This window comes from Streptomyces sp. NPDC086835 (assembly GCF_044745705.1).
GTDB lineage: Bacteria > Actinomycetota > Actinomycetes > Streptomycetales > Streptomycetaceae > Streptomyces.
The window spans coordinates 54,330-79,640 of sequence record NZ_JBIVAU010000016.1; the positions used below are offsets into that span (position 1 = coordinate 54,330).

Sequence of the window (25,311 nt, forward strand, 5' to 3'; positions counted from 1 at the left end):
CGGAGCCACCGGCAGGGCCGGAGCCGCCGCCGGCGAGGCTGGAAATGCCAGGTCCGAGGCGCCGGCCCCGGGCGGGGCCGGAGCAGCCGGGCGCCTCCAGCCCGGCTGGGGCACCTCTCACGGCCGCCAGGCCGTAGAGGGAGATTGAGGACACCGCGCGACGCGCGGTACCGGGTCCGGGCGGAGCACGGTTCGGGAAGGGGCGCCCGAGGCCGGCGGGCCGTACGGGCGGGAAATGCCACCGCGGCTACGTCGGGCGCTGGCCGTAGTCGTGGAGTTGGTGGGAGACCTCCGCGAGCTGCGCCTCGGAGAGCAGCGTCGGCGTGCGGCCGGGGACGGACGAGGCCGTCAGCCAGAGGCGGCACATCCACTCGAGCTGTGCCGTGCGGTCGTACGCCTCGGACAGGGTGGCGCCGTACGTGACCGTCCCGTGGTTCTGGAGGAGGCAGGCCGTGCGGTCGCGCAGTGCGTGGAGCATGTTCCGGGCCAGCTCCTCCGTGCCGTACAGGGCGTAGCCCGCCACGCGGACCGGGCCGCCGAGGGCCGCGGTCATGTAGTGGACGGGCGGCAGCTCGGGGACGAGCGTGGAGACCGCTGTGGCGTGCACGGCGTGCGTGTGCACGACGGCGGCCGCGCCGGTGTGGCGGTGGACCGCGAGATGCAGCGGAAGCTCGCTGGTGGGCCGCAGGTCGCCGAGGACCTGTCTGCCGTCGAGGTCGACGGCGACGGTGTCCCGCGGGGTGAGCCGGTCGTAGGGGACTCCGCTCGGAGTGACGAGGATCAGCTCGCCCACCCGTACGGAGACGTTGCCGGAAGTGCCCACCACGAGACCTTCGGCCGCCGTTCTGCGGGCGGTGTCCACGAGCTCCCGCCATGCGCGTTCGACCGCGCTGTGCCGCGCCTCATCAGTCATGCCCGTGATCCTTCCAGGCGGGGCCGGCCGGGCACGGGGACACAGAGGGTGTTCGAGTGGCTGCGGGGAGCGCCGCGCGAGTTCGAAAACGGACAACCGGAATCGGCCGGCACCACTTGGGGACACCGCAGCGCCTGACCCAGTTCACCTTCCGTTCATCCAGGTTGCTTACGGTCCTCGCGTCAATGACGTCAAACGATTGCCTGGGTAAATGGAACACATCACACTGCTGCTCGCGATTGTGATCGTGACAGCTCTCGTGTTCGATTTCACGAACGGTTTCCACGACACCGCCAACGCGATGGCGACGACCATCTCGACCGGCGCCCTGAAGCCCAAAACCGCGGTGGCCATGTCCGCCGTTCTGAACCTCGTCGGTGCTTTTCTCTCCGTGGAGGTCGCCAAGACGATCTCCAGTGGACTGGTCGACGAATCAGGCATCACACCTGAAGTCATCTTCGCGGCGCTCGTCGGCGCCATCCTGTGGAATCTGCTCACCTGGCTGGTGGGCCTGCCGTCCAGCTCGTCGCACGCCCTCATGGGTGGTCTGATCGGCGCCACGGTCGCCTCGGTCGGCTTCGGCGGCGTCAACGGCGGCGTCGTCGTCACCAAGGTCCTGATCCCGGCCGTCGCCGCGCCTCTCGTCGCCGGCCTCGCCGCGATGCTGGCGGCCCGGCTGACGTACAAGATCGGCAAGAACACGGACCCGAAGGCCACGGCGAAGGGCTACCGCGCCGGGCAGATCGCCTCCGCGGGCCTGGTCTCCCTGGCCCACGGCACCAACGACGCCCAGAAGACGATGGGCATCATCACGCTGGCCCTCGTGGCCGGCAATGTGGTCGCCCCCGGTTCCAACCCTCCGATGTGGGTCATCGTCTCGGCCGGTGTGGCGATCGCGCTCGGCACCTACCTCGGCGGCTGGCGCATCATCCGTACCATGGGCAAGGGCCTCACCGACCTCCAGCCGCAGCAGGGCTTCGCCGCCCAGACCAGCGCGGCCAGCGTGATCCTCGCCTCCTCCAACCTCGGCTTCTCGCTGTCGACGACGCACTCCTGCTCCGGTGCCGTCATGGGCGCCGGTCTCGGCCGCAAGGGCGGTGTGGTCCGCTGGTCCACCGCCACCCGGATGTTCGTGGCCTGGGGTCTGACCCTGCCGGCCGCCGGTCTCGTCGCGGCGGGCTCCGAGTACGTCACCAAGCAGGGTGACTGGGGTGTCGCGGCCGTCGCCGTCTTCCTCGTCGCCTCCTGCATCGCGATCTGGTTCATCTCGCGCCGTCAGGTCGTCGACCACACCAACGTCAACGACGTGGAGGAGGAGCCCGCGGGCGTCGTCACGACCGCCATCGCGGCCGTCTCCCCGCCGCCCGCCGGTGACCTCAAGGCCACCATCCCGGCCCCGGCCGAGCCCGAGACCGAGTTGCCCCGCCCGGCCACGGTGTAAGGAAGAAACAGAATGAAGATCGACTGGACTGCTCTCGGCTCCGTTTTCGGCGTGAGCCTCGTCGCCACCGTCGCGCTGGTGGGACTCTTCACCCTGGGCGTCGTGGGCCTCACCAAGCAGGAGGCGGCCACCCAGGCCGGAGGCTCCGGGGCACTGGCCCGGACCGGCGCGTACGCCTGCTTCGCACTCTGCGCGGCGGCAGTGTCCTACGGGATCTACCTGATCGTCGTCTGACGACCGCACAGCGCTTCGGCGGCCGGGCCGTGAGCACCCTCGGGTGTTCGCGGCCCGGCCTTCGTGTGTCCCCGTGTGTGGGGCTCGGCACACTGCCCCGCCGCAGGTCAATGGCGAGTTGACGGGCGTTCGCGCGCGTGGTGGACTGCCGGGGCCAACAACGGCGGCAGAAGAGGAAGTCCGGTGCGAATCCGGCGCGGTCCCGCCACTGTCACCCGGGATGAACGGTCCCGGGGAGCCAGGAACTCTCACCGCCGGTCACGTCGAACCAGGGCGCGGACCCTGAGTGAGGACTTTTCGCATGCCCGGCTGCGGTACAGCCCTGTCCGTCGGACACCACCCCTGGGGTCGCTGATCCCATGACTGCCGACCGAGCCTTCGTGTACGGCGCCGCCGCCGGCCTCGCCGGTGACCTGCTCCTCGGCGATCCCCGCCGCGGGCATCCGGTCGCCGCGTTCGGACGGGCCGCGAGCGCCCTCGAGCGTGTCCTGTGGCGCGACCACCGCGGCCGGGGCGCCCTGCACACCGCTGTGTGCGCCGGTGGCGCCGTCGCAGCGGCCGTGCTGGCCTCCCGGGCCGTACGCCGCTCCCCCGCCGCGTCCGTCGCCCTGACCGCCGCAGCCACCTGGGCGGTCGTCGGCGGTACGACCCTGGGGCGGGAGGCCACGGCCATCGGCGACGCGCTGGCCGCCGGGGACGTCGAGGCGGCCCGCGAGCGGCTGCCCCACCTCTGCGGACGCGACCCGCAGGCCCTGGACGAGCAGCAGATCGCCCGCGCCGTCGTCGAGTCCGTCGCGGAGAACACGTCCGACGCGGTCGTGGGCGCCCTGGTGTGGGGAGCGCTGGCAGGCGTGCCCGGGCTGGTCGGCTTCCGGGCGGTGAACACTTTGGACGCGATGGTCGGCCACAAGTCGCCCCGCTACCTGCGGTACGGCTGGGCGTCGGCCCGCCTGGACGATGTCGCCGGGTGGCCCGGCGCCCGGCTGACCGCGGCCCTGGCGGCCGTCTGCGGCCCGGACCGGCGCGGAGCCGTACGGGCCTGGCGCGCGGACGCGGCCAAGCATCCGAGCCCCAACGCGGGCCCTGTGGAGGCGTCTTTCGCGGGCGCCCTGGGCGTGCGGCTGGGCGGTTCCCTCTCGTACGGCGGGCGGGTCGAGCACCGGCCGGTGCTCAACGGGGCCGGGCGGGCGGTGGAGTTCGGTGACATCGGACGGGCGGTGCGGCTGTCGCGCCGGGTCGGCCTGCTGACCCTCGCCGTCTGCGCGGCGGGGCGGGTGCTGCGGCAGGGCCGCGGCGGAAGGAGGCCGGCATGACCGGTGGGGGGCTGCTCGTCGCCGGGACCACCTCGGACGCGGGCAAGAGTGTCGTGACCGCCGGGATCTGCCGGTGGCTGGTGCGCCAGGGCGTGAAGGTCGCGCCGTTCAAGGGGCAGAACATGTCCCTGAATTCGTTCGTGACGCGCGAGGGCGCGGAGATCGGGCGGGCGCAGGCCATGCAGGCGCAGGCCGCGCGTGTGGAGCCGACCGCGCTGATGAACCCCGTACTCCTCAAGCCCGGCAGCGACCGTTCCAGCCAGGTGGTGCTGATGGGCCGGCCGGTCGGCGAGCTGAGTGCCAAGGGGTACCACGGGGGCCGGCAGCGGGAGCTGTTCGAGCCGGTGATGGCGTGCCTGGAGGAGTTGCGGGGCACGTATGACGCCGTGATCTGCGAGGGGGCGGGCAGTCCGGCCGAGATCAATCTGCGCCGCACGGACATCGTGAACATGGGCATCGCGCGGGCCGCCCGGCTGCCGGTGCTCGTGGTCGGGGACATCGACAGGGGCGGGGTCTTCGCCCAGTTCTTCGGTACGACGGCGCTGCTGAGCCCCGAGGACCAGGCTCTTGTGGCGGGCTATCTGGTCAACAAGTTCCGCGGGGACGTGTCGCTGCTGGAGCCGGGACTCGAGATGCTGCTCGGGCTGACCGGGCGGCGGACGTTCGGGGTGCTGCCGTACGCGCACGGGCTCGGTATCGACGAGGAGGACGGCCTGCGGGTGTCCCTGCGCGGCGCCGTGCGGGAGTCGGTGGTGGCGCCGCCCGTCGGTGAGGACGTGCTGCGCGTCGCGGTGTGCGCCGTCCCCTTGATGTCGAACTTCACGGACGTGGACGCGCTGGCGGCGGAGCCGGGCGTCGTTGTCCGGTTCGTGGACCGCGCGGAGGAGCTGGTGGACGCCGACCTGGTCGTGGTCCCTGGTACGCGCGGCACGGTGAAGGCACTGGCGTGGCTGCGCGAGCGCGGTCTCGCGGACGCCTTGGTCCGGCGCGCGGCCGAGGGCAGGCCGGTGCTGGGCATCTGCGGCGGCTTCCAGGCGCTGGGCGAACACATCGAGGACGACGTCGAGTCGAGGGCCGGCGCGGTCGACGGGCTCGGGCTCCTGCCGGTACGGGTGCGGTTCGCGCCGGAGAAGACCCTCGCACGGCCCGTCGGCGAGGCTCTCGGCGCACCCGTCGAGGGCTACGAGATCCATCACGGCGTCGCAGAGGTCCTCGGCGGCGACGCCTTCCTGGACGGCTGCCGGGTGGGCGCCGTGTGGGGCACACACTGGCACGGGTCGCTGGAGAGCGACGGCTTCCGGCGGGCGTTCCTGCGGGAGGTCGCCGCACAGGCGGGCCGCCGTTTCGTGCCCGCGCCGGACACGTGCTTCGGCGCGCTGCGGGAGGAGCAGCTGGACCGGCTGGGGGATCTGATCGAAGAACACGCGGACACCGGGGCGTTGATGCGGCTGATCGAGGAAGGGACGCCGGCGGGACTTCCGTTCGTCCCTCCGGGCGCGCCGTGAGAGCGGTCGCCGGGCAATCGGCCCGCCGTCGGATCCGGCAGGGCACAGGCGAGCCGCTCCGCGGCTCCAGCGAAGGAGTGATCAGGCGATGAGCACCCCCTATCCGTTCACCGCGGTCGTCGGGATGGACGATCTGCGGCTGGCCCTGCTGCTCAACGCGGTCAGTCCGGCGGTCGGCGGCGTGCTCGTGCGCGGCGAGAAGGGGACCGCCAAGTCGACCGCCGTGCGGGCGCTCGCGTCCCTCATGCCGGACGTCGACGTGGTCGCCGGGTGCCGGTTCTCCTGCGCCCCCGACGCCCCGGACCCGGCGTGTCCGGACGGCCCGCACGAGGCGGGGCCGGGAGTGGCACGGCCGACGCGCATGGTGGAACTGCCCGTCGGCGCCTCCGAGGACCGGCTCGTCGGGGCGCTCGACATCGAGCGGGCGCTCGCCGAGGGCGTGAAGGCGTTCGAGCCCGGCCTGCTCGCGGACGCGCACCGGGGGCTGCTGTACGTCGACGAGGTCAATCTGCTGCACGACCACCTCGTCGACCTGTTGCTGGACGCCGCCGCCATGGGCGCTTCGTACGTCGAGCGTGAAGGCGTCTCCGTACGGCACGCCTCCCGCTTCCTGCTCGTCGGGACCATGAACCCCGAGGAGGGCGAACTGCGGCCGCAGTTGCTGGACCGCTTCGGCCTCACCGTGGAGGTCGCGGCCTCCCGCGACCCCGACCTGCGGGTGGAGGTCGTACGGCGCAGGCTCGCGTACGACGACGACCCTGCCGGCTTCGCGGCGCGCTGGGCCGGTGAGGAGGAGGCGCTGCGTGAGCGGATCGTGGCGGCGCGGGAGCTGCTGCCGCGCGTGGTGCTCGGTGATGTGGCGCTGCGTCAGATCGCGGCGACCTGCGCGGCGTTCGAGGTGGACGGCATGCGTGCGGACATCGTGATGGCCCGTACGGCGACCGCGCTGGCCGCGTGGGCGGGCCGGGACGAGGTCACGGAGGAGGACGTCCGGCAGGCCGCGCTGCTGGCGCTGCCGCACCGCAGGCGCCGCAACCCCTTCGACGCGCCCGGCCTGGACGAGAGCAAACTGGACGAGACGCTGGACGAGTTCGGCGGGCACGACGAGCCGGACGGGGACCCGGACCCGACCGACCCGGACCCCGGTCCCGGTCCGGAAGGCGGGCCCGACGGCGGAGGCGGCGGCGGGGTGCCGCCGCAGGACGGCGGACCGGACAGGGGTGAGGCGGCCGCCTCCGCGCCGGAGACCGGTCAGGCACCGGTACCGGCGCAGGGCGCCGGCGCCGGCGCCGAGCATCAGCCCGCACGGGCCACGGAGCCCTTCCGTACCAAGATGCTCAGCGTGCCCGGCCTGGGTGAGGGCGCGGCGGGGCGCAGGTCCCGGGCGCGTACCGAACACGGCCGTACCACCGGCGCACGACGGCCCCAGGGCGCGCTCACCAAGCTGCACCTGTCGGCCACCGTGCAGGCCGCCGCTCCGCACCAGCGCGCCCGCGGGCGCAGCGGCCCCGGGCTGGTGGTCCGCCGGGACGACATGCGGCAGGCGACCCGCGAGGGGCGTGAGGGGAACCTCGTGCTGTTCGTGGTCGACGCGTCCGGTTCGATGGCGGCCAGGAAGCGGATGGGCGCGGTCAAGGGCGCGGTGCTGTCCCTGCTGCTCGACGCGTACCAGCGGCGCGACAAGGTGGGGCTGATCACCTTCCGCGGCAAGGGCGCGGAGCTGGCGCTGCCGCCCACGTCCTCGGTGGACGCGGCGGCGGCGCGGCTGGAGTCGCTGCCGACAGGCGGCCGTACGCCGCTGGCGCAGGGACTGCTCAAGGCGCAGGACGTGCTGCGTATCGAGCGGCTGCGTGATCCGTCGCGCCGTCCGCTGATGGTGGTCGTCACCGACGGACGGGCCACGGCCGCGGGCTCCGGGGACGCGTTCGCGCCGGCCCTGCGCGCCGCACGGCTGCACGCCGCGGAAAGAACCGCGGCCGTCGTCGTGGACTGTGAGGCCGGGCCGGTGCGGCTCGGCCTGGCCGGCACACTCGCGCGGGAGCTGGGCGGCAGCGCCGTCACTCTCGACGAACTGCGGGCCGAATCGATCGCCGGACTCGTCAAGGACGTCCGGGACGTATCCGCCACAAGGAGGGCCGCGTAATGCCGCAGGGACAGCCGTCCGTCGTACCGGACGACGGACTCACCACCCGCCAGCGCCGCAACCGTCCGCTGGTGTTCGTGCACACGGGCATCGGCAAGGGCAAGTCGACGGCCGCCTTCGGGCTGGCGCTGCGGGCCTGGAACCAGGGCTGGCCGGTCGGGGTGTTCCAGTTCGTCAAGTCGGCGAAGTGGAAGGTCGGCGAGGAGAACGCGCTCAAGGTGCTGGGCGCCAGCGGCGAGGGCGGCACGGTCGCCTGGCACAAGATGGGCGAGGGCTGGTCGTGGATCCAGCGCGCCCCCGCGGAGGGCGAGCAGTCCAACGAGGACAAGGCCCGTGAAGGCTGGGAGCAGGTCAAGCGGGACCTCGCCGCCGAGACGCACAAGCTGTACGTGCTCGACGAGTTCGCGTACCCGCTGCACTGGGGCTGGATCGACACCGACGAGGTGATCGAGGTGCTGCGCGGGCGGCCCGGCACCCAGCATGTGGTGATCACCGGCCGCAACGCGCCGCAGAAGCTGATCGACTTCGCCGATCTGGTCACGGACATGTCGAAGGTCAAGCACCCGATGGACGCGGGTCAGAAGGGCCAGCGGGGCATCGAGTGGTAGCACGTCTCGTCATCGCCGCGCCGTCCTCCGGCGCGGGCAAGACAACGGTCGCGACTGGCCTGATGGCCGCGTTCACGGCGGCCGGTCTCACGGTCTCCCCGCACAAGGTGGGCCCGGACTACATCGACCCCGGCTACCACGCGCTGGCCACCGGGCGGCCGGGCCGCAACCTCGACGCGTACCTGTGCGGTACGGAGCTGGTCGCCCCGCTGTTCCGGCACGGTGCCGAGGGCTGCGAACTAGCCGTCGTCGAGGGCGTGATGGGGCTGTACGACGGAGCAGCCGACCAGGGCGAGCTGGCCTCGACCGCGCAGGTGGCGAAGCTGCTGCGCGCGCCTGTGGTGCTGGTGGTGGACGCCTCGTCGCAGTCCCGGTCGGTGGCGGCGCTGGTGCACGGGTTCGCGTCGTGGGACCCGGAGGTACGGATCGGCGGGGTGATCCTCAACAAGGTCGCCACCGACCGGCACGAGCACCTGCTGCGGGAGGCGCTCGGCGGATCGGGCGTGCCGGTGCTCGGTGTGCTGCGGCGGGCGGCTGAAGTGGCGACGCCGTCGCGTCACCTGGGGCTTGTGCCCGTCGCCGAGCGTCAGGCGGAGGCGGTGGACGCGGTGGCGTCGATGGCCGAGCAGGTGCGGGCGGGGTGCGACCTCGACGGGCTGCTGGCGCTGGCGCGCAGCGCCCCTCCGTTGCACGCGCAGGCGTGGGAGCCCGCGTTCGACGCGGGACCGCACGCCGGGGGTACGGTCGAGTCCTCCGGCGCGGGCACCGGGGCCGTGCGGCCGGTCGTGGCGGTCGCCGGTGGCGCCGCGTTCACGTTCTCGTACGCCGAGCACGTGGAACTGCTGCGGGCCGCCGGGGCCGAGGTCGTGGCCTTCGACCCGCTCCGGGACGAACAACTCCCCGAAGGGACCCGCGGCGTCGTCATCGGCGGCGGCTTCCCCGAGGTGTACGCGCCCGAGCTGTCCGCGAACGAGCAGCTGCGCAAGGCGGTCGCCGAACTGGCGCGCTCGGGCGCGCCGGTCGCGGCCGAGTGCGCGGGGCTGCTCTACCTGGCCCGGTCCCTGGACGGCAGGCCCATGTGCGGCGTGCTGGACGCCGACGCGCGCATGTCGGGTCGGCTGACCCTCGGCTACCGGGAGGCCGTCGCGGTGAGCGACAGCCCGCTCGCGGCGGCGGGAACGCGGCTGCGGGGCCACGAGTTCCACCGCACGGTGCTGGAGCCGGGCGCGGGGCCGGTGCCCGCGTGGGGCATGGTGCGGCCGGAGCGCCGGGTCGAGGGCTTCGTGCAGCAGGGCGTGCACGCCAGCTACTTGCACACGCACTGGGCGTCGCGGCCGGAGGTGGCCGCCCGGTTCGTGGCGGCGTGCGGCACATGAGCGGGGGAAGATCCAGGGAGGCGACGGCCTCATTCGGCGATGCCGACGACCAGCCAGATGAAGCCCACTCCCCCGACGGTGCACACCAGGGTGGAGCGGGCCGGGTGTTCGTGGTGGGCCTCGGGCAGGATCTCGGCGGCGGCCAGGTACAGCAGCGCACCGCCGAAGAAGCCGAGGTAGCTGCCGAGAAGATCCTCAGGAAGAGTGAACAGCACGGTCGACGCCGCGCCGACGACGGGGGCGGCCGCGTCGGCGAAGAGCATCATGTTCGCCTTGCGGCGGGTATTCCCGTACAGGCTGGTGATCGTGTACGTGTTGAACCCGTCGGCGAAGTCGTGGGTGACGACGGCGAGCGCCACGGCGGCGCCCATCCCGCCGCCGACCTGGAACGCGACGCCGAGCGCGATGCCGTCCATCAGGCTGTGGGCGACCATCGCCGCGGCCGCCGTCAGGCCCACCTGCGGCACGCGGTGGTCCGCCCCGTGCGCCGCCTGCCGTACGGCCAGCAGCCGTTCGACCATGTGCGCCGTGAGGAAGCCGCCGACGAAGAGCAGCAGGGCCCGCGGCACGCCCAGCACCGGTCCGCCCGCGGCCTCCAGCGCCTCCGGCAGCAGCTCGAGGCCGACGACGCCGAGCATCAGCCCGCCGGCCAGGCCCAGCACGAGGTGACGGCGGTCGGTGACCCGACCGGCCGTCCAGCCTCCGAAGAGCGTCATCAGGAACGCGCCGAGCGCGACGATCACCGCCATGCGCCCTTGCTAGCCGATCCCGGCACCCTCCCGCACATCGCTGTGCGTCCGGTTCACCCGGTTGACAGGGCGCCGGCCACGGCCGGGAGAGCCGCTGACCGGCCGTCGGCCGCCGACCGGGGAGCCGCCTCGTGAGCGATGCCGTGGCCGGGTCCCCGGGCGGCACCACGACCGGTCCGCCGACCGGGACGACAGGCTCCCGGACCGGTCCCACGGCCTGCTCGACGGACGGTACGACGACTGGCTCGGCGACCGGCCCCGCCGCAGGGTCCAGGGACCTGGTCGTCGGTGTCGGCGCGTCACGCGGCGTGCCGGCCGACGAGGTGCACGGCCTGGTCGAGGAGGCGTTGCGCGACGCGGGGTTGTCGGCGGCCGACGTGGTGGCCCTGGCGACCGTCGACGTGAAAGCGGCGGAACCCGGCGTGCTGGGCGCCGCGGAGCGCCTGGGCGTTCCGCTGTGGACGTACAGCGCCGAGCGTTTGGCACGGGTTCCCGTGGAGAACCCGTCCCGCGTCGCACTGCGTGCGGTGGGGACGCCGTCGGTCGCCGAGGCCGCGGCGCTGGCGGGCGGCGGCCAACTGCTGGTCCCCAAACGGCGGTCCGCACCGTCGGGACGGCCCGCCGGTGCGACGTGCGCGATCGCCCGCCTGGGGTCGCGGACGTCGTCGACCACTGCCGTGACGCGGCCGCAGAGGACATGATGTCCGTGCGTTTGTTCACCTCTGTTCGATCCCTCATTGTTCGCCCCCACACCGAGGAGACTTCCGTGACCAGTTCTCCCCCACCACGGCACGGCAGCCATGTACAGGCACGCTGAGCACCCCGAGCGCCCGGAGGATCCGGAGCGGCGTTCCGGCGGGCACGATCTGCGGCACCACGGCGACGCGGAGGTGCGGGACGGCGCGGCGGGTCTGATCGACCTCGCCGTCAACGTCCGTACCGGCACGCCTCCGAGCTGGCTGCGCGAGCGCATCACGGCTTCGCTGGGCTCGCTCGCCGCGTACCCGGACGGCCGGGCCGCCCGCGCCGCCGTCGCCCGCAGGCACGGGCTGCCGGAGGACCACGTCCTGCTGACGGCGGGCGCGGCGGAGGCGTTCGTGCTGCTGGCGCGGGCCCTTCCGGTGCGGCGGCCTCTCGTGGTGCACCCGCAGTTCACGGAGCCCGAGGCGGCGCTGCGCGACGCGGGCCATGCCGTGGAGCGGCTGCTGCTGCGCGAGGAGGACGGCTTCCGGCTCGACCCGAAGGCCGTGCCGGACGAGGCGGACCTGGTCGTCATCGGCAACCCGACCAATCCGACGTCCGTGCTGCACGCCGCGGAGGACATAGCCCTGCTGGCCCGCCCCGGGCGTCTGCTCGTGGTGGACGAGGCGTTCATGGACGCGGTGCCGGGCGAACGCGAGGCGCTGGCGGGGCGGACGGACGTACCCGGCCTCGTGGTGCTGCGCAGCCTCACCAAGACATGGGGGCTCGCGGGCCTGCGGATCGGCTATGTGCTGGCGGAGCCGCGGACGATCACGGCACTGGAGCGGGCGCAGCCGCTGTGGCCCGTCTCGACACCGGCGCTGGTCGCGGCGGAGGCCTGCATGGGTCCGACTGCGCTGGCGGAGGCGGAGGCGGCATCGCTGCGGATCGCCGCGGACCGTGCCCATCTGCTGGCGGGGCTGGCCGAGTTCGAGGAGGTCCGGGCGGTGGAGGCGGCCGAGGGGCCGTTCGTCCTCGTACGGGTGCGGCGTGCGGCGCAGGTGCGGGAGCGGCTGCGGCTGCTCGGTTTCGCGGCCAGGCGCGGGGACACGTTCCCCGGCCTCGACGACGAGTGGCTGCGGCTCGCGGTGCGCGACCGCGTCACGACGAACCGTTTCCTCCAGGCACTCGACCAGGCGCTGACGATGGTCGGCCACTGACGGCGCCGGGGCGGCAAGTCGCGAGCTCTCCAGGGCACTTGGCTGCCGGTTCCCGGCGCACCGGGTGCTGCCCGGGTACGGAGGCGGTGGCGGCCGGGTCCCTCTCCCCTCCGTGAGGGGCCCGGCCGCGTGGGGCGTCAGCCCCTGGAGCGGCGACGGCCGATGAAGGTCGCCGCGGCACCGGCGGCGAGCAGGACGGCCGCGCCGCCCGCGAGGTACGGCGTCGTGGAACTGCCCCCGGTCGCCGCGAGGTTGTCCTCGCCGGGCTGCTCGCCGGACTGGGCGGAGATCCCCTCGGCGGGCTTGTCGTCCGCGGGCTTGTCGTCCACGGGGGGCGCCGGCTCGGCCGGCTTCGCGGTCCCGCCGGACGACGCGCCGGGCGTCTCGCAGGTCGCCTCCGCGAGCGTCACCTCCCCGTCGACCTCGGCGACGTTCAACTCCAGCGGGTTGACGGCGACCTGGAGCTGCAGGGCCGTCGCGGCGGCCGTACGGGACGTGGTGCGGGTCTTGGACAGCTCGAGGCTCACCTCGCCCACACCCGGCACCTCGACGCGCGTCGGGCCGCCCGCGCTGAGTGTGACCTTCTTGCCGAGGACCCTCACCTTGCCCAGCACGTTCGACTCGGCGACGGGCTGCCGCCCCGTCTCACAGACGGCCTTCGACGTGACCTGCTCGACCTCGATCAGCGACAGCAGCGTCAGGCCGGGGACATGCACCCTGGCATTGACCAGGTTGCTGCGGGCCTCGGCCTTGCCGCTCTCCACCGTGGCCTTCGAGGTCGCCACGTCCGCACGCAGCACCTGGACCTGCCCGTCGTTCCCCACGCCGTCCAACTCCACGCTCAGCGCGGTCTTCTCGGCGCTGCCGGGGGCCCGGACCTCGTTGAGCGTCGTCCTGAGCGGCACATGGACGGTCTCGTCGAGCAGGGAGACGTCCAGGCCGGTACGGAGCACCACCGCGGTGGCACTTCCCTCACCGCCGCCGGTGGCGTGGGCAGGGCCGGCGAGCGCCACCGGCGTGGCGGCCAGGGCGACGGCGGCTGTCGCCGCTGCGGCCTTGCGTGCGGGCATGCGGAAGGTGTTGCTGTTCAAGGTGGTGGAACCCCCACGGAGACATGGGGTCGCCTGCCGTCCCACGGGGACACGTGGACGGCGGCGACCGGGACACCGAAATCTTCACGCACGGCGAGTGAACTGACAGGCACCTGAAGTGAGTTCACCCTAAAGTGGGGTTTCCGCGCCCCTATTCGATTCTTGAGGCACGTGCGTTCCCTTACGACGCACCTGTCACGGCCCAAGGGTGGTGCGCCGGTCCACCGCCGAGGGCGTGCGTGAGACTTCCCGGCAACGGACGCCGAGTGCCCCAACGACCGCCGACGGCGCCTGGTAACGCCCTGTCAACCGGGCACCGCCGGCCCTTCCACGGAGGTCAGTCGACGACCCGCCCGTCGAGCACGATCCGGCGCGGCGCCGCGAGCGCCCGCACATCGGCCCGCGGGTCCTCGTCGTACACCACCAGGTCGGCCGGGGCGCCCTCCTCCAGCGCCGGGCGGCCCAGCCAGCTCCTGGCTCCCCACGTGGTCGCCGACAGGGCCTCGAGCGGCGGGATGCCCGCCTTCACCAGCTCGGCGACCTCCGCGGCCACCAGCCCGTGCGCGAGGGAACCGCCGGCGTCCGTGCCGACGAAGACCGGCACGCCCGCGTCGTAGGCCGCGCGCACGGTGTCGTAGCGGCGCTCGTACAGCCGGCGCATATGGGCGGACCACCGGGGGAACTTGGACTCGCCGCCCGCGGCGAGAGCGGGGAAGGTGGCGATGTTGACCAGGGTCGGGACGATGGCGACGCCGCGCTCCGCGAACAGCGGGATCGTCTCCTCCGTGAGCCCGGTCGCGTGCTCGATGCAGTCGATGCCGGCCTCGACGAGGTCGCGCAGCGAGTCCTCCGCGAAGCAGTGCGCCGTGACCCGGGCACCCAGCCGGTGGGCCTCCGCGATGGCCGCCTCCACCGCCCCGCGCGGCCAGCAGGCGGTCAGGTCGCCGGCGTCACGGTCGATCCAGTCACCGACGAGCTTGACCCAGCCGTCGCCGCGCCGTGCCTCCCGGGCGACGTACGCCACCAGGTCCTCGGGCTCGATCTCGTGCGCGTAGTTGCGGATGTAGCGGCGGGTGCGGGCGATGTGCCTGCCCGCCCGGATGATCTTCGGCAGGTCCTCGCGCTCGTCGATCCAGCGGGTGTCGGAGGGGGATCCCGCGTCGCGGATCAGCAGCGTGCCCGCCTCGCGGTCGGTGAGGGCCTGCTTCTCGCTGGTCGCGGCGTCGACCGGGCCGTGGTGGTCTAGACCGACGTGGCAGTGGGCGTCGACCAGCCCGGGCAGCGCCCAGCCGTGCACGGTGACCGCCTCGGCGCGGGGACGTTCGAAGGTGATCCGGCCGTCGACCGCCCACAGTTCGTCGCGCACCTCCTCGGGCCCGACGAGCACCCGCCCCTTCACATGCAGCACCGTGTGATCGCTCATGCCAGGAACTGTACGAGGCCCTCGGTACTCTCGAGCGAGAGCCCGAACACTGTCCGAACACCGTCCGGCCCTGGTGGGAACACCGTCCGGACGACCGAGAGAAACCGAGCACCACCGTGACACACCCGCTGCTGGACCTCGCCCCGCTGACCGCCGCGCACTTCGCGTCCATCGAGCGCCAGGTGGCGGCGCTGCTCGGCACCGAGCAGGACGTGGTCGTGATGCAGGGCGAGGCCCTGCTGCCCCTCGAGGGCTGCATCCGCGGCGGCGCGCGCCCCGGTTCGACGGCGTTGAACGTGGTCACGGGCCCCTACGGCCAGACCTTCGGCAACTGGCTGCGCGACTGCGGGGCCGATGTCGTGGACCTCGAGGTGCCGTTCCACACGGCGGTGAGCGCCGAGCAGGTGGCGCGGGCGCTGGCCGAGCACCCGGAGATCGACTTCGTCTCGCTGGTGCACGCCGAGGCGGCGACGGGCAACACCAACCCGGTCGCGGAGATCGGCGAGGTCGTACGGGCGCACGGCGCGCTGTTCATGCTGGACGCGGTCGCGTCCGTGGCCGCGGAGCCCCTCCTCCCCGACGCCTGGGGCGTGGACCTGTGCGTGATCGGCGCACAGAAGGCGATGGGCGGCCCGGCCGGTGTCTCCGCCGTGTCCGTGAGCGAGCGGGCCTGGGAGCGCATCGCCGCCAACCCGGCCGCGCCCCGCGGTTCGTACCTGTCGCTGCTCGACTGGAAGCGGCGCTGGATCGACGGTGGACGCAAGGCCCTGCTGCACGCGCCCGCGCAACTGGAGATGCTGGCGCTCGAGGCGTGCCTCGAGCGGATCGGGTCGGAGGGTCTGGACGCCGTGACGGCCCGGCACGCGGCGGCCGCCGCAGCCACCCGCGCGGGGGCCCTGGCACTCGGCGGCGGTATCTCCCCCTACGTACAGGAAGCCCGGCACGCCGCCCCGGTGGCGACGACGCTGCGCGCCCCGGCCGGGGTGGACGCCCGGGACCTGGTGGCGAAGGCGCTCGCCGCCGACCCGTCGCTGCCGGTGATGGCCGGCGGCGGCCCGCTGGCCTCGGAGATGATCCGGATCAACCACTACGGAGTGGACGCGACCCGTGGCGTGGTGCAGTCGTCCCTCGCGGCGCTGGGCGGCGCTCTGGCCGAGCACGGGCGGTCGGTGGACCTCGAGGGTGCGCGACGGGCGGCCGGCGAGAGCTGGGACTGACGCCCTGGCGGCCCCGTTCCGGCGGGGCCTTTGCCCGCAGCGCGCCTTCGCGGCGCTCTCCGGCAGGATCCTCATATCGGTTCCCGGTGTCCCATATAGGCCCCGCATAAACGCACTGTACAAATGCGGGAGCAAATTCGGGTTCACTCCGGTAAATAGCTCCCCGCATTCTGCTGCCCCCGATCACGGCCGTTAAACGTAGGGATTCGCATCGTTTTCGGGGTCGATTCAGTCACGTGTCAACGGGGTTGCCGCCGTGTGACCGACACCACAGAGAGACCGATATGCCCGGAAATATCCGGGCAAACACACGCGATCACCCGACGATTCGCAGCGAGCTCGCGCCCGCGCGATAACACAAGGGCTCTCTGTACCCAACCCCCTGGCCCGATGCAATTCGCGAATTTGCTCGGTAAATTGAATCGACATGACCGCCGCACAAGAAGACCTTGTACGAGCCCGAGACGAATTCCTTGAGATCGGCACCCCACGAGTGGAGGACGGAGCCGCGATCTGGCGCATCGCCCGCGACTCCGAGGTCCTGGACCTCAACTCCTCGTACAGCTACCTGCTGTGGTGTCGCGACTTCGCGGCCACCTCCGTCGTGGCCCGCGGCCGTGACGGAGAGCCCATCGCCTTCGTCACCGGATACGTACGCCCCGACCGCCCGGAGGCGCTCGTCGTCTGGCAGGTGGCCGTCGACCAGGCGCACCGGGGCCGGGGGCTGGCCGGCGTCCTTCTGGACGCGCTGACCGCCAAGGTCACCGGCGGACACGGGGTCCGCGAGATCGAGACGACCATCACCCCGGACAACACCGCCTCCGACGCCCTGTTCACCTCCTACGCCAAGCGCCACGGAGCATCCCTCAGCCGTGAGGTCCTCTTCGACGGCGGGCTGTTCCCCGAGGGAACGCACCAGCCGGAAGTGCTGTACCGCATCGGCCCCGTCGCCGCGTGACCGCCGCCGCGCGCCCTGTGCCCGCACGGCACCCGGCGCGCCCCGCGTCATCCCTGACCTCTCGCGCCCACCCCACCCCCATGGAGTTCGCTGTGACCATCACCCCGCCCGCCCTGAGCGTCTTCGAGACCCTCGAGTCCGAGGTGCGCAGCTACTGCCGCGGCTGGCCCGCCGTGTTCGACCGCGCCCAGGGCAGCTACCTCCACGACGAGGACGGCCACACCTACCTCGACTTCTTCGCCGGCGCCGGATCGCTGAACTACGGGCACAACAACCCGGTCCTGAAACGCGCCCTGATCGACTACATCGAGCGCGACGGCATCACCCACGGCCTGGACATGGCGACCACCGCCAAGCGGGCGTTCCTCGAGTCGTTCCAGAACGTGATCCTGCGCCCGCGTGACCTGCCCTACAAGGTCATGTTCCCGGGGCCGACGGGCACCAACGCGGTCGAGGCCGCGCTGAAGCTCGCCCGCAAGGTGAAGGGCCGCGAGTCCGTCGTCTCGTTCACCAACGCCTTCCACGGCATGTCGCTCGGCTCGCTCGCCGTCACCGGCAACGCCTTCAAGCGGGCCGGCGCCGGCATCCCGCTGGTGCACGGCACCCCGATGCCGTTCGACAACTACTTCGACGGCCAGGTCCCCGACTTCCTCTGGTTCGAGCGGCTGCTCGAGGACCAGGGTTCGGGCCTGAACAAGCCGGCCGCCGTGATCGTCGAGACGGTCCAGGGCGAGGGCGGCATCAACGTGGCCCGCGCCGAGTGGCTGCGCGCGCTGCAGGACCTGTGCCACCGCCAGGACATGCTGCTGATCGTCGACGACATCCAGATGGGCTGCGGCCGCACCGGCGGCTTCTTCTCCTTCGAGGAGGCCGGCATCGTCCCGGACATCGTCACCGTCTCGAAGTCCATCAGCGGCTACGGCCTGCCCCTGGCGCTCACCCTGTTCAAGCCCGAGCTGGACATCTGGGAGCCGGGCGAGCACAACGGAACGTTCCGCGGCAACAACCCGGCGTTCGTGACCGCCGCCGCGGCGCTCAACACCTACTGGGCCGACGGGCAGATGGAGAAGCAGACCATCGCCCGCGGCGAGCAGGTCGAGCGTGCGCTGCTCGCCATCGTCGACGAGATGGGCGGCGAGGGCGTCAGCTTCCGCGGCCGTGGCCTGGTGTGGGGCATGGAGTTCGAGGACAAGTCGCGTGCGTCCGCCGTCTGCGCCCGCGCCTTCGAGCTCGGAATGCTGCTGGAGACGTCCGGGCCGGAGAGCGAGGTCGTGAAGCTGCTGCCGCCGCTGACGATCTCCGCCGACGAGTTGGACGCGGGCCTGCGCATCCTGGCGCGCTCCGTCCGCGAGACCGCCTGACCACCCGTACTACCGAGAGGTGACGAACCACCGTGATCGTCCGATCGTTCAAGGACATCGAGAACACCGAGCGCCATGTGAAGTCCGCTTCCGGCACCTGGGAGAGCAAGCGCATCGTGCTCGCCAAGGAGAAGGTCGGCTTCTCGCTCCACGAGACCGTGCTCTACGCGGGTACGGAGACGTCGATGTGGTACGCGAACCACATCGAGGCCGTGCTCTGCGTGGAGGGTGAGGCCGAGCTGACCAACGACGAGACGGGCGAGACCCACTGGATCGAGCCCGGAACGATGTATCTGCTGGACGGGCACGAGAAGCACACCATGCGTCCCAAGACGGACTTCCGTTGCGTCTGCGTCTTCAATCCCCCCGTCACCGGACGGGAGGACCACGACGAGAACGGCGTCTACCCGCTGCTGACCGAGGAGGGCTGAAAGATGACCACCGCACCCGCACGCACCGACCTGTACCCGACCCGTGGCGCCAGTGAGGTGCTCACCCCCCGCAAGGACCCGGTCGTCTGGTCGGCGCCCGGCGCCCCGGGGCCGATCGCCACGGCGGACCTCATGGGGTTCGAGCGGGACGGCTTCCTCACCGTCGACCAGCTGATCAGGGACGACGAGGTCGCCGTGTACCGCTCCGAGCTGGAGCGGCTGATCAGCGACCCGGCGGTGCGCGCCGACGAGCGCTCGATCATCGAGCCGAAGTCGCAGGACGTGCGGTCGGTCTTCGAGGTCCACAAGCTCAGTGAGCTGTTCGCCGCGCTGGTGCGCGACGAGCGGGTGGTGGGCAGAGCCCGGCAGATCCTTGGCTCCGACGTGTACGTCCACCAGTCCCGTATCAACGTGAAGCCCGGCTTCGGCGCCTCCGGCTTCTACTGGCACTCGGACTTCGAGACGTGGCACGCGGAGGACGGCCTGCCGAACATGCGCACCGTCTCCGTCTCCATCGCGCTGACCGAGAACTTCGACACCAACGGCGGCCTGATGATCATGCCGGGGTCGCACAAGACGTTCCTCGGCTGCGCCGGCGAGACGCCGAAGGACAACTACAAGAAGTCGCTGCAGATGCAGGACGCCGGCACACCGTCCGACGAGGCGCTGACGCGCTTCGCGGACGACCACGGCATCCGGCTGTTCACCGGCCGGGCCGGGTCGGCGACCTGGTTCGACTGCAACTGCATGCACGGCTCCGGCGACAACATCACGCCGTACCCGCGCAGCAACGTCTTCATCGTGTTCAACAGCGTGGAGAACACGGCGGTCGAGCCGTTCGCGGCGCCGGTGCCGCGGCCCGACTTCATCGGAGCGCGGGACTTCACTCCGGTGCGGTGACCGCACGGCACACACGCGGGCGGGCCGGACTCCCTGGGAGTCCGGCCCGCCCGCGTCCGCGTCGGCGTGGCTGCCGGCCGATCAGCCTCAGCCGGTCAGCGCCGGGTAGTCGATGAAGCCCTTGTCGTCGCCGCCGAAGAACGAGGCCGGGTCCGGGGGGTTGTACGGGCCGCCGGCCGCGAGGCGGGCGGGCAGGTCCGGGTTGGCGAGGAACAGGGCACCGTACGAGATCACGTCGGCGATGCCGTCCTCGACGAGCGTCAGGGCGTCGTGACCGGTCGGGCCGTCGGTGGCGGCGTTGAGCACGATCGTCCCGGAGAACTGCTTGCGCAGCGTCTGGGTGAGCTCCCGCAGTTCGGGGGCCGCCTCGAGGATGTGCAGGTAACCGAGGCCGAGCGGCTCGAGCTTCTGGACGAGCGCGGTGTACGCGGCCTCCGGCTCGGGCTCGTCGATGTCGTTGTACGGGTTGGAGGGTGAGATCCGCAGGGCGGTGCGCTCGGCGCCGATCGCCGCGGCGACCGCCTCGGTCACCTCGACGGCGAACCGGATGCGGTTCTCCACGGACCCGCCCCACTCGTCGGTGCGGCGGTTGGTGCCGGGCGCGAGGAACTGGTGGATGAGGTACCCGTTCGCGCCGTGCAGCTCGACGCCGTCGAAGCCCGCCTCGATCGCGTTGCGCGCGGCGGACACGAAGTCCTCGATGGTCGCCCGGATCTCCTGCGCGGTCAGTTCCCTGGGTACCACGAAGTCCTTGGGCCCCTCGTGCGTGTAGACCTGCCCCTGCGCGGCGACGGCGGACACGCCCACCGGGACGAGCCCGTCGGGCAGCAGCACGGGGTGGCCGATCCGGCCGGCGTGCATCAGCTGGGCGAAGATCGTGCCGCCCTCGCGGTGCACGGCGTCGGTGACCTCGCGCCAGGCGGTGACCTGCTCGGCGCTGTGCAGCCCCGGGGTGTCCGGGTAGCCCTGGCCGACCACGGAAGGCTGGGTGCCCTCGGTGATGATCAGGCCGGCGGAGGCGCGCTGCCGGTAGTACTCCACGACGGAAGGCGTCGGTGTGAGGCCGGGGCCGTAGGCGCGGCTGCGGGTCATCGGCGCCATGGCGATGCGGTTGCGCAGGTGCTTGCCGGCGAGCTGGATCGGGTCGAATGCGGTGGTCACGGTGAGCCCCCAAAAAAATATGTGGTCGGCCAAGTAATTGGCTTCGGCGCCACTGTAGCGCATTCATTGGCCGACCAAGGTAATATTCTGGAAGCAGTGAGAACCGGCCGAGGAGAGCACCATGTCCGCAGCGGAGGAGGCACAGGGCGACCCCGCGTGCACCGGACAGCTGCCGCACGCCGCGAGCAGCGGCCCCGTCAGCCACGCCGTCTCCCGGGTGGCGCGGCTCCACCGCATCGCCGCGGGCAAGCTGCTCAAGAGGCTGGGCCTCTACCCGGGCCAGGAGTTCGTGATGATGCGCCTGTGGGACGCCGGGCCGGTGCGCCAGTCGGAGCTCATCAAGGCGGCCGACCTCGACCCGTCGACCGTGACGAAGATGCTCCAGCGCCTCGAGCAGTCCGGCCACGTCCACCGCCGCCCGGACCCGGACGACCGCCGGGCGGTCCTCGTGGAGGCGACGGAGCGGAGCTGCGCGCTCCTGTCGGACGTGTCGGCGGCCTGGGCTGAGCTGGAGGAGCACACGCTCCGCGGACTGGACGAGGACGATCGGCGGGAACTGGCGCGCCTGCTGTCCAGGGTCGAGGCGAACCTGTGCACCGAGACGGCCGACTGCCCGGAACGCCGCGGGGACTGACCCCGCTTCGCCGGCGGCCCGCTCTCGCCCCGTCCGCTGCCGCGATGGAGATCGGTGCGGAACCGGACGGGGGCGCGGACGCCTGGAGCGAGGTCCGGCACCGCGCTCGCCCGACCGGAGCCGCGCCGGCCCGGCGGCAGTCCTAACCGGCGAGGCGGTCCAGCACGCGTTCCACGTCGGCGGGCGAGTTGTAGAGGTGGAAAGAGGCACGCAGATTGCCCGCGCGCTCGGAGAGCAGGATCCCGGCCCCGGCCAGCTCGCCGGCTCGGTGGCCGAGGCCTGGCACGGCCACGATCGCCGAGTCCGCGGGCACCGGCTCGTGACCCAGCTCCACCAGACCGGACCTGAACCGCCGTGCCAGCGCGGTGTCGTGGGCCCGGACCGCGTCGATGCCGATCTCCTCCAGCAGGGCGAGCGACTGCTCGGCGCCGTGGTACGAGAGGAAGGCCGGGGGCTCGTCGTAGCGGCGGGCCGAGGTGGCGGTCTCCTCGATCGGGCCGTACGTCGTCTCCCACAGCCGTTCGGCGGCGAAGGTGCCCGCGTGCAGCGGCGGCAGCGCCTCCTGCGCTTCCTCCGTCACCGTCAGGAAGGACACACCGCGCGGGCAGAGCAGGAACTTGAAACCGCCGGTGACCGTGTAGTCCCAGTCCCCCGCCGCCAGCGGCTGCCAGCCGGCCGACTGGCTGGCGTCCAGGAGCGTACGGGCCCCGTGCGCCGCGGCGGCGGCGCGCACGGCCGCCGTGTCGGCGACCCTGCCGTCGGCGGACTGCACCGACGAGAACGCGACGAGCGCGGTGCCGGGGCGTACAGCGTCGGCCAGCCCCTCGAGCGGCGCGAACCGCGCCTTGAGATCACCTCTCACGGTGAACGGCGTGATCACGGAGGCGTACTCCCCTTCGGGGAACAGCACTTCTGAGCCCGGCGGCAGCGAAGCCGCGATCAGCCCCACATGGACGGAGACCGAGCCGCCGACGGCCACCCTCTCGTGAGGCACGCCGGCGATGCGGGCGAAGGACTCACGGGCGGCGGTCACGGCGGAGAAGTCGCCCGCGCCGCCCGGCCGTCCGTCGGCCAGCTCCTGCGCCAGTGCCGCCACCGCGCGGACCGCACGGCGCGGGAGCAGCCCGCAGCTCGAGGTGTTCAGATACGTCGTCGTGGGCGCGAACTCGCCACCGGCCGTGGGCTCCAGGATCTGCGTCTCCATGGGATCACCCTGCGGTCCCGTGCCCTGCGGGTCAATCACGCCTTGCTGGACAAAGCCGTTCAGCGGCGCTTCACGAAGCCGGCTGCGCGGCGTCGGCCGCCGCGGGGACCTCGCAGGCGCCGTCGGCGTCGCAGACGGCCGCGTCCGCGGCGGCGGGCGCGATCTCGCGCCCCTGCCAGGCCTGTTCCAGCGCCTTCGTGAACAGCTCGGCAGGCTGCCCGCCCGACACCCCGTACCGCCGGTCGAACACGAAGAACGGCACGCCGGTGGCGCCCAGCTCCGCCGCCTCCCGCTCGTCGGCCCGTACGTCGTCGGCGTAGGCGCTCACGTCCGCGAGAACCTGGCGTGCCTCCTGCTCGTCGAGGCCCGCCTCCACGGCGAGCGCCACGAGCACGGCCGGGTCGAAGACGGACCGCTCCTCCGCGAAGTTCGCCCGGTAGGCGAGGGTGAGCAGCTCGTCGTGACGGCCGCGGGCCTTGGCGAGGTGCAGCAGCCGGTGGATGTCGAAGGTGCTGCCGTGGTCGCGGCCCTCGACGCGGTACTCCAGCCCTTCGGAGCGGGCGTTGGACGCCACGTGCTCCTCCATGGCCAGCGCCTCCTCGTGGGTGCGGCCGTACTTCTTCGCGAGCATGTCGACGACCGGAGCGGTGTCGCCCCTGTCGCGGCCGGGGTCGAGCTCGAAGGAGCGGTGCACGACCTCGACCTCGTCACGGTGCGCGAAGGCGTCGAGGCCCTTCTCGAAACGGGCCTTGCCGATGTAGCACCAGGGACAGGCGATGTCGGACCAGATCTCGACGCGCATGCTTGTTCATCACTCCAGGGTCGTGCCGGCCGGCGGTCGCCGGACGCGGTTCGCCCGGGCTCGCCGGGCGGGGTCGGTGGGACGGACGGGGCGGGGCGCCTCCGCAGGCACCTCAACAGGGGAGGAGCCCGCCTCATTCCGCGGGAGGCCGCGGGAGGCCGCTGAGGTCCCGCAGGACCGACGGCCGTCGGCTCAGGTCACTGCCCCTGCTCGGCCGCCGGCACCGTGAAGCGGAGGACCAGGTGGTTCCCGGCGAGCGGCTCGTCGGGGTCCGGGTACCAGCCGTGGTGGGTGTAGAAGCCCTGGGCCCGCTTGTTCTCCTGGAAGACCTCGAGGCGGGCGCCCGGCACGCCCGCGCGCCGCCACGCCTCGACGCAGGCGGCGTGGAGCTCGGTACCGACGCCGGCGCGCCAGAGCGCGGGGGCGACGTGGAGCTGCGAGAGCGTCATGACGCCGTCGACCTCGCCGAACGCGGCCGTGCCCGCGACGACGCCGTCCCGCTCCGCGCACAGCACCCTGCCCTGCCTGATCGCCCTCTCCCAGCCGGCCCGGCTGCGGGCACGCTCGGCCGGGCCGTCGAAGGCCTCGTCGGGGATGTGGCCCCGGTAGTAGGTGGCGCGCGCCTCGGCGTGCAGGGCGGCTATGTCGTCGAGGTCCGCGAGCGTGGCAGTTCTGATCATGTGCCGGAGGACGCGACGGCGGGCGGGCGCGGTTGCGGATCCGTGCCGGTGCCCGGGCTCCCTTGACCTCGACCGTGGTTGAGGGTGAACGCTCGCGGCATGACCACTCATCAGGATCACATCGAGATCGGCCTGCTCGTCACCCGTTTCTTCCGGGCCATGGACGAGCGCGCGTTCCCGTCGGGCTGGGCACGCGACTGTCTGACCGACGACGCGCGCATGGTCGCCCCCGTCGGGATCTTCGAGGGCGCCGAGGCCGTGCGCGGCACGGAGGAGGCCCTCAAGAGGTTCGCCCGCACCCAGCACATGGCCTCCGACCTGCTGACCGACGTCGACGCCGGGTCGGACACGGCCAGAGCGTCCTGGAACGCGCTGATGGTCCACATCCACCACGAGGGCGACGATCCGTTGTTCACCGTGGGCGGTCGCTACGAGGCGGAACCGCGCCGCACCAAAGAGGGCCGGCGCTTCAGCCGGATGGCGGTCGAGGCCGTCTGGACGACGGGACGGCCGCCGGTGCTGACGCCGGCGTGAGACGCCCGGGAGCGGGCGCCTCCCGGGCGTCACGAGCCGTCCCGCAGCCCTTCCGGCCAGCTGTCGCGGTACTCGATGCGGTCGAAGGAGACCACACAGCCCTCGCCCACCGGCGACTGGGCCATGAAGCCGACCAGGGCCGCACCGGCCCGGTCCTCGTCGCCGAGCGTGAAGATGCGGACGAAGGTCCACTGCTCGCCGTCGGTGGAGGCGTGGAAGGCGAACGCCTTTCCCGTACGGCTGATGCGCAGCCAGACGCTGTCACAGTCGACCACGAACGAGTTGGCGTCGTCGGAGTGGCCCCGGGTGACGACCGTGCAGACCGTCGGCTTGTCCGGCGACAGTTCCAGGCAGAGCTTCGCCCACTCCTGCTCGGTGACGTGCAGGTAGAGCACGGCCGCGTCGAAGGCCGCGGCGAAGCCGGCCTTGACGCGGGCGATCAGCTGGAAGTCGCCCTCCGGCGCGCCGAGGAGGCGGGGCGCGTCGGAGGCCGGTTCCAGGGCGTGGCCTGTCGGCGGGACGAAACGGTCCTGGCGGGGGCCGGCCCAGGCGGTCAGCACACCGTCGTCGTAGGACCAGTCGGCCTCGGGCCCGTATGCCCGTAGGGGAAAGGGGAGGTCGGGCAGCTTCAGTTCCATGCGGGTCAGTGTTGCAGGCGGCCGTTCACGCGCCGGGGAAGTCCGAGCGGGTTGTCGTCGCGCAGTTCCGGCGGGAGCAGGGCCTGGGGGGTGG

Annotated in this window: 25 protein-coding genes and 1 riboswitch; of the genes, 16 read left to right on the forward strand and 9 right to left on the reverse strand. The window is 72.5% G+C overall.

The window, feature by feature from the left end:
• Positions 1–247: 247 nt before the first annotated feature.
• Entirely contained in the window at positions 248–913 is a 666-nt protein-coding gene (locus ACIPJI_RS34175; RefSeq protein ID WP_307705722.1) for a class II aldolase/adducin family protein, read from the reverse strand.
• Positions 914–1,124: 211 nt separating this feature from the next.
• Here ACIPJI_RS34175 and ACIPJI_RS34180 point away from each other — a divergent pair, with 211 nt between their 5' ends.
• The 7 genes from ACIPJI_RS34180 (at position 1,125) to ACIPJI_RS34210 (ending at position 9,533) form a co-directional block, all read left to right on the forward strand.
• On the forward strand, positions 1,125–2,354 hold the full coding sequence (locus ACIPJI_RS34180) for an inorganic phosphate transporter (RefSeq protein WP_307705723.1): 1,230 nt from the start codon (positions 1,125–1,127) through the stop codon (positions 2,352–2,354).
• Positions 2,355–2,366: 12 nt separating this feature from the next.
• Complete coding sequence (locus tag ACIPJI_RS34185; protein ID WP_159693227.1) at positions 2,367–2,588, forward strand: hypothetical protein; 222 nt, start codon at positions 2,367–2,369, stop codon at positions 2,586–2,588.
• A 132-nt stretch (positions 2,589–2,720) separates the two neighbouring features.
• Positions 2,721–2,858: riboswitch (cobalamin riboswitch) on the forward strand.
• Positions 2,859–2,947: 89 nt separating this feature from the next.
• A complete protein-coding gene (locus tag ACIPJI_RS34190; protein ID WP_402250763.1) occupies positions 2,948–3,901 on the forward strand; it encodes a cobalamin biosynthesis protein in 954 nt (317 codons plus the stop codon).
• Entirely contained in the window at positions 3,898–5,406 is a 1,509-nt protein-coding gene (locus tag ACIPJI_RS34195) for a cobyric acid synthase (RefSeq protein ID WP_307705726.1), read from the forward strand. The genes ACIPJI_RS34190 and ACIPJI_RS34195 overlap by 4 nt, the downstream gene beginning before the upstream one ends.
• An 88-nt stretch (positions 5,407–5,494) precedes the next feature.
• Positions 5,495–7,549: a putative cobaltochelatase gene (locus ACIPJI_RS34200; protein ID WP_402250766.1), complete on the forward strand. Its 2,055-nt coding sequence runs from the start codon at positions 5,495–5,497 to the stop codon at positions 7,547–7,549.
• The gene (gene cobO, locus ACIPJI_RS34205) at positions 7,549–8,157 is read left to right on the forward strand and encodes a cob(I)yrinic acid a,c-diamide adenosyltransferase (RefSeq protein WP_053557448.1); all 609 of its coding nucleotides are present in this window, start codon (positions 7,549–7,551) and stop codon (positions 8,155–8,157) included. Before ACIPJI_RS34200 ends, cobO begins: the two co-directional genes overlap by 1 nt.
• Complete coding sequence (locus tag ACIPJI_RS34210; RefSeq protein ID WP_402250768.1) at positions 8,151–9,533, forward strand: cobyrinate a,c-diamide synthase; 1,383 nt, start codon at positions 8,151–8,153, stop codon at positions 9,531–9,533. Before cobO ends, ACIPJI_RS34210 begins: the two co-directional genes overlap by 7 nt.
• Before the next feature lie 29 nt (positions 9,534–9,562).
• Here ACIPJI_RS34210 and ACIPJI_RS34215 read toward each other — a convergent pair whose 3' ends face one another.
• Entirely contained in the window at positions 9,563–10,282 is a 720-nt protein-coding gene (locus ACIPJI_RS34215) for a ZIP family metal transporter (RefSeq protein WP_402250770.1), read from the reverse strand.
• 131 nt (positions 10,283–10,413) lie between these two features.
• Between ACIPJI_RS34215 and ACIPJI_RS34220 the strand changes: the two genes are divergently transcribed.
• Positions 10,414–10,983 (forward strand): cobalamin biosynthesis protein, encoded by a 570-nt coding sequence (locus ACIPJI_RS34220; RefSeq protein ID WP_402250772.1) that lies wholly within the window; start codon positions 10,414–10,416, stop codon positions 10,981–10,983.
• A 99-nt stretch (positions 10,984–11,082) separates the two neighbouring features.
• Positions 11,083–12,183 carry an Rv2231c family pyridoxal phosphate-dependent protein CobC gene (cobC, locus tag ACIPJI_RS34225; protein WP_307705731.1) on the forward strand — a complete coding sequence of 367 codons (1,101 nt, stop codon included), beginning with the start codon at positions 11,083–11,085 and terminating at the stop codon, positions 12,181–12,183.
• A gap of 137 nt (positions 12,184–12,320) precedes the next feature.
• Here cobC and ACIPJI_RS34230 read toward each other — a convergent pair whose 3' ends face one another.
• Both ACIPJI_RS34230 and ACIPJI_RS34235 read right to left on the reverse strand, forming a co-directional pair.
• On the reverse strand, positions 12,321–13,274 hold the full coding sequence (locus ACIPJI_RS34230) for an SCO1860 family LAETG-anchored protein (RefSeq protein ID WP_402250774.1): 954 nt from the start codon (positions 13,272–13,274) through the stop codon (positions 12,321–12,323).
• 337 nt (positions 13,275–13,611) lie between these two features.
• Positions 13,612–14,697, reverse strand: coding sequence for an amidohydrolase family protein (locus ACIPJI_RS34235; protein WP_307705733.1), 1,086 nt, complete (start codon positions 14,695–14,697; stop codon positions 13,612–13,614).
• Positions 14,698–14,813: 116 nt separating this feature from the next.
• Between ACIPJI_RS34235 and ACIPJI_RS34240 the strand changes: the two genes are divergently transcribed.
• The 5 genes from ACIPJI_RS34240 (at position 14,814) to thpD (ending at position 19,564) form a co-directional block, all read left to right on the forward strand.
• Positions 14,814–15,914 (forward strand): pyridoxal-phosphate-dependent aminotransferase family protein, encoded by a 1,101-nt coding sequence (locus ACIPJI_RS34240; protein WP_402250776.1) that lies wholly within the window; start codon positions 14,814–14,816, stop codon positions 15,912–15,914.
• A 427-nt stretch (positions 15,915–16,341) separates the two neighbouring features.
• On the forward strand, positions 16,342–16,872 hold the full coding sequence (gene ectA / locus ACIPJI_RS34245; RefSeq protein WP_307705735.1) for a diaminobutyrate acetyltransferase: 531 nt from the start codon (positions 16,342–16,344) through the stop codon (positions 16,870–16,872).
• 92 nt (positions 16,873–16,964) lie between these two features.
• Positions 16,965–18,233 (forward strand): diaminobutyrate--2-oxoglutarate transaminase, encoded by a 1,269-nt coding sequence (gene ectB, locus ACIPJI_RS34250; RefSeq protein WP_307710314.1) that lies wholly within the window; start codon positions 16,965–16,967, stop codon positions 18,231–18,233.
• A 32-nt stretch (positions 18,234–18,265) separates the two neighbouring features.
• Entirely contained in the window at positions 18,266–18,664 is a 399-nt protein-coding gene (locus tag ACIPJI_RS34255; RefSeq protein WP_005319062.1) for an ectoine synthase, read from the forward strand.
• 3 nt (positions 18,665–18,667) lie between these two features.
• Positions 18,668–19,564 carry an ectoine hydroxylase gene (thpD, locus tag ACIPJI_RS34260; RefSeq protein ID WP_307705736.1) on the forward strand — a complete coding sequence of 299 codons (897 nt, stop codon included), beginning with the start codon at positions 18,668–18,670 and terminating at the stop codon, positions 19,562–19,564.
• Positions 19,565–19,651: 87 nt separating this feature from the next.
• On the opposite strand, the gene ACIPJI_RS34265 is transcribed toward thpD, so the two are convergent.
• Complete coding sequence (locus ACIPJI_RS34265; protein WP_402250779.1) at positions 19,652–20,788, reverse strand: alkene reductase; 1,137 nt, start codon at positions 20,786–20,788, stop codon at positions 19,652–19,654.
• Between the two features lie 58 nt (positions 20,789–20,846).
• On the opposite strand from ACIPJI_RS34265, the gene ACIPJI_RS34270 reads away from it, so the two are divergent.
• Positions 20,847–21,359 carry a MarR family winged helix-turn-helix transcriptional regulator gene (locus ACIPJI_RS34270; protein WP_402250782.1) on the forward strand — a complete coding sequence of 171 codons (513 nt, stop codon included), beginning with the start codon at positions 20,847–20,849 and terminating at the stop codon, positions 21,357–21,359.
• Between the two features lie 142 nt (positions 21,360–21,501).
• On the opposite strand, the gene ACIPJI_RS34275 is transcribed toward ACIPJI_RS34270, so the two are convergent.
• The 3 genes from ACIPJI_RS34275 to ACIPJI_RS34285 form a co-directional block, all read right to left on the reverse strand.
• Positions 21,502–22,563 carry an aminotransferase class V-fold PLP-dependent enzyme gene (locus ACIPJI_RS34275; RefSeq protein WP_402250784.1) on the reverse strand — a complete coding sequence of 354 codons (1,062 nt, stop codon included), beginning with the start codon at positions 22,561–22,563 and terminating at the stop codon, positions 21,502–21,504.
• Between the two features lie 70 nt (positions 22,564–22,633).
• A complete protein-coding gene (locus ACIPJI_RS34280; RefSeq protein ID WP_402250786.1) occupies positions 22,634–23,365 on the reverse strand; it encodes a DsbA family oxidoreductase in 732 nt (243 codons plus the stop codon).
• A gap of 197 nt (positions 23,366–23,562) precedes the next feature.
• Positions 23,563–24,045 carry a GNAT family N-acetyltransferase gene (locus ACIPJI_RS34285; protein WP_307705741.1) on the reverse strand — a complete coding sequence of 161 codons (483 nt, stop codon included), beginning with the start codon at positions 24,043–24,045 and terminating at the stop codon, positions 23,563–23,565.
• Between the two features lie 99 nt (positions 24,046–24,144).
• Here ACIPJI_RS34285 and ACIPJI_RS34290 point away from each other — a divergent pair, with 99 nt between their 5' ends.
• Positions 24,145–24,579: a nuclear transport factor 2 family protein gene (locus tag ACIPJI_RS34290; RefSeq protein WP_402250788.1), complete on the forward strand. Its 435-nt coding sequence runs from the start codon at positions 24,145–24,147 to the stop codon at positions 24,577–24,579.
• Positions 24,580–24,608: 29 nt separating this feature from the next.
• Here ACIPJI_RS34290 and ACIPJI_RS34295 read toward each other — a convergent pair whose 3' ends face one another.
• Complete coding sequence (locus ACIPJI_RS34295) at positions 24,609–25,217, reverse strand: DUF1349 domain-containing protein (RefSeq protein ID WP_402250790.1); 609 nt, start codon at positions 25,215–25,217, stop codon at positions 24,609–24,611.
• Between the last annotated feature and the right edge of the window lie 94 nt (positions 25,218–25,311).

Bases quoted from the DNA above. Each gene is read 5' to 3' on its own strand.
- ACIPJI_RS34215 (WP_402250770.1), bottom strand. From the start codon at position 10,282: ATGGCGGTGATCGTCGCGCTCGGCGCGTTCCTGATGACGCTCTTCGGA.
- ACIPJI_RS34235 (WP_307705733.1), bottom strand. From the start codon at position 14,697: ATGAGCGATCACACGGTGCTGCATGTGAAGGGGCGGGTGCTCGTCGGG.
- ACIPJI_RS34180 (WP_307705723.1), top strand. From the start codon at position 1,125: ATGGAACACATCACACTGCTGCTCGCGATTGTGATCGTGACAGCTCTC.
- cobO (WP_053557448.1), top strand. From the start codon at position 7,549: ATGCCGCAGGGACAGCCGTCCGTCGTACCGGACGACGGACTCACCACC.
- ACIPJI_RS34195 (WP_307705726.1), top strand. From the start codon at position 3,898: ATGACCGGTGGGGGGCTGCTCGTCGCCGGGACCACCTCGGACGCGGGC.
- ACIPJI_RS34190 (WP_402250763.1), top strand. From the start codon at position 2,948: ATGACTGCCGACCGAGCCTTCGTGTACGGCGCCGCCGCCGGCCTCGCC.
- ACIPJI_RS34280 (WP_402250786.1), bottom strand. From the start codon at position 23,365: ATGCGCGTCGAGATCTGGTCCGACATCGCCTGTCCCTGGTGCTACATC.
- thpD (WP_307705736.1), top strand. From the start codon at position 18,668: ATGACCACCGCACCCGCACGCACCGACCTGTACCCGACCCGTGGCGCC.
- ACIPJI_RS34200 (WP_402250766.1), top strand. From the start codon at position 5,495: ATGAGCACCCCCTATCCGTTCACCGCGGTCGTCGGGATGGACGATCTG.
- ACIPJI_RS34295 (WP_402250790.1), bottom strand. From the start codon at position 25,217: ATGGAACTGAAGCTGCCCGACCTCCCCTTTCCCCTACGGGCATACGGG.
- cobC (WP_307705731.1), top strand. From the start codon at position 11,083: ATGTACAGGCACGCTGAGCACCCCGAGCGCCCGGAGGATCCGGAGCGG.
- ACIPJI_RS34265 (WP_402250779.1), bottom strand. From the start codon at position 20,788: ATGCGCTACAGTGGCGCCGAAGCCAATTACTTGGCCGACCACATATTT.
- ACIPJI_RS34270 (WP_402250782.1), top strand. From the start codon at position 20,847: ATGTCCGCAGCGGAGGAGGCACAGGGCGACCCCGCGTGCACCGGACAG.
- ACIPJI_RS34175 (WP_307705722.1), bottom strand. From the start codon at position 913: ATGACTGATGAGGCGCGGCACAGCGCGGTCGAACGCGCATGGCGGGAG.
- ACIPJI_RS34290 (WP_402250788.1), top strand. From the start codon at position 24,145: ATGACCACTCATCAGGATCACATCGAGATCGGCCTGCTCGTCACCCGT.
- ACIPJI_RS34285 (WP_307705741.1), bottom strand. From the start codon at position 24,045: ATGATCAGAACTGCCACGCTCGCGGACCTCGACGACATAGCCGCCCTG.
- ectA (WP_307705735.1), top strand. From the start codon at position 16,342: ATGACCGCCGCACAAGAAGACCTTGTACGAGCCCGAGACGAATTCCTT.
- ACIPJI_RS34275 (WP_402250784.1), bottom strand. From the start codon at position 22,563: ATGGAGACGCAGATCCTGGAGCCCACGGCCGGTGGCGAGTTCGCGCCC.
- ACIPJI_RS34185 (WP_159693227.1), top strand. From the start codon at position 2,367: ATGAAGATCGACTGGACTGCTCTCGGCTCCGTTTTCGGCGTGAGCCTC.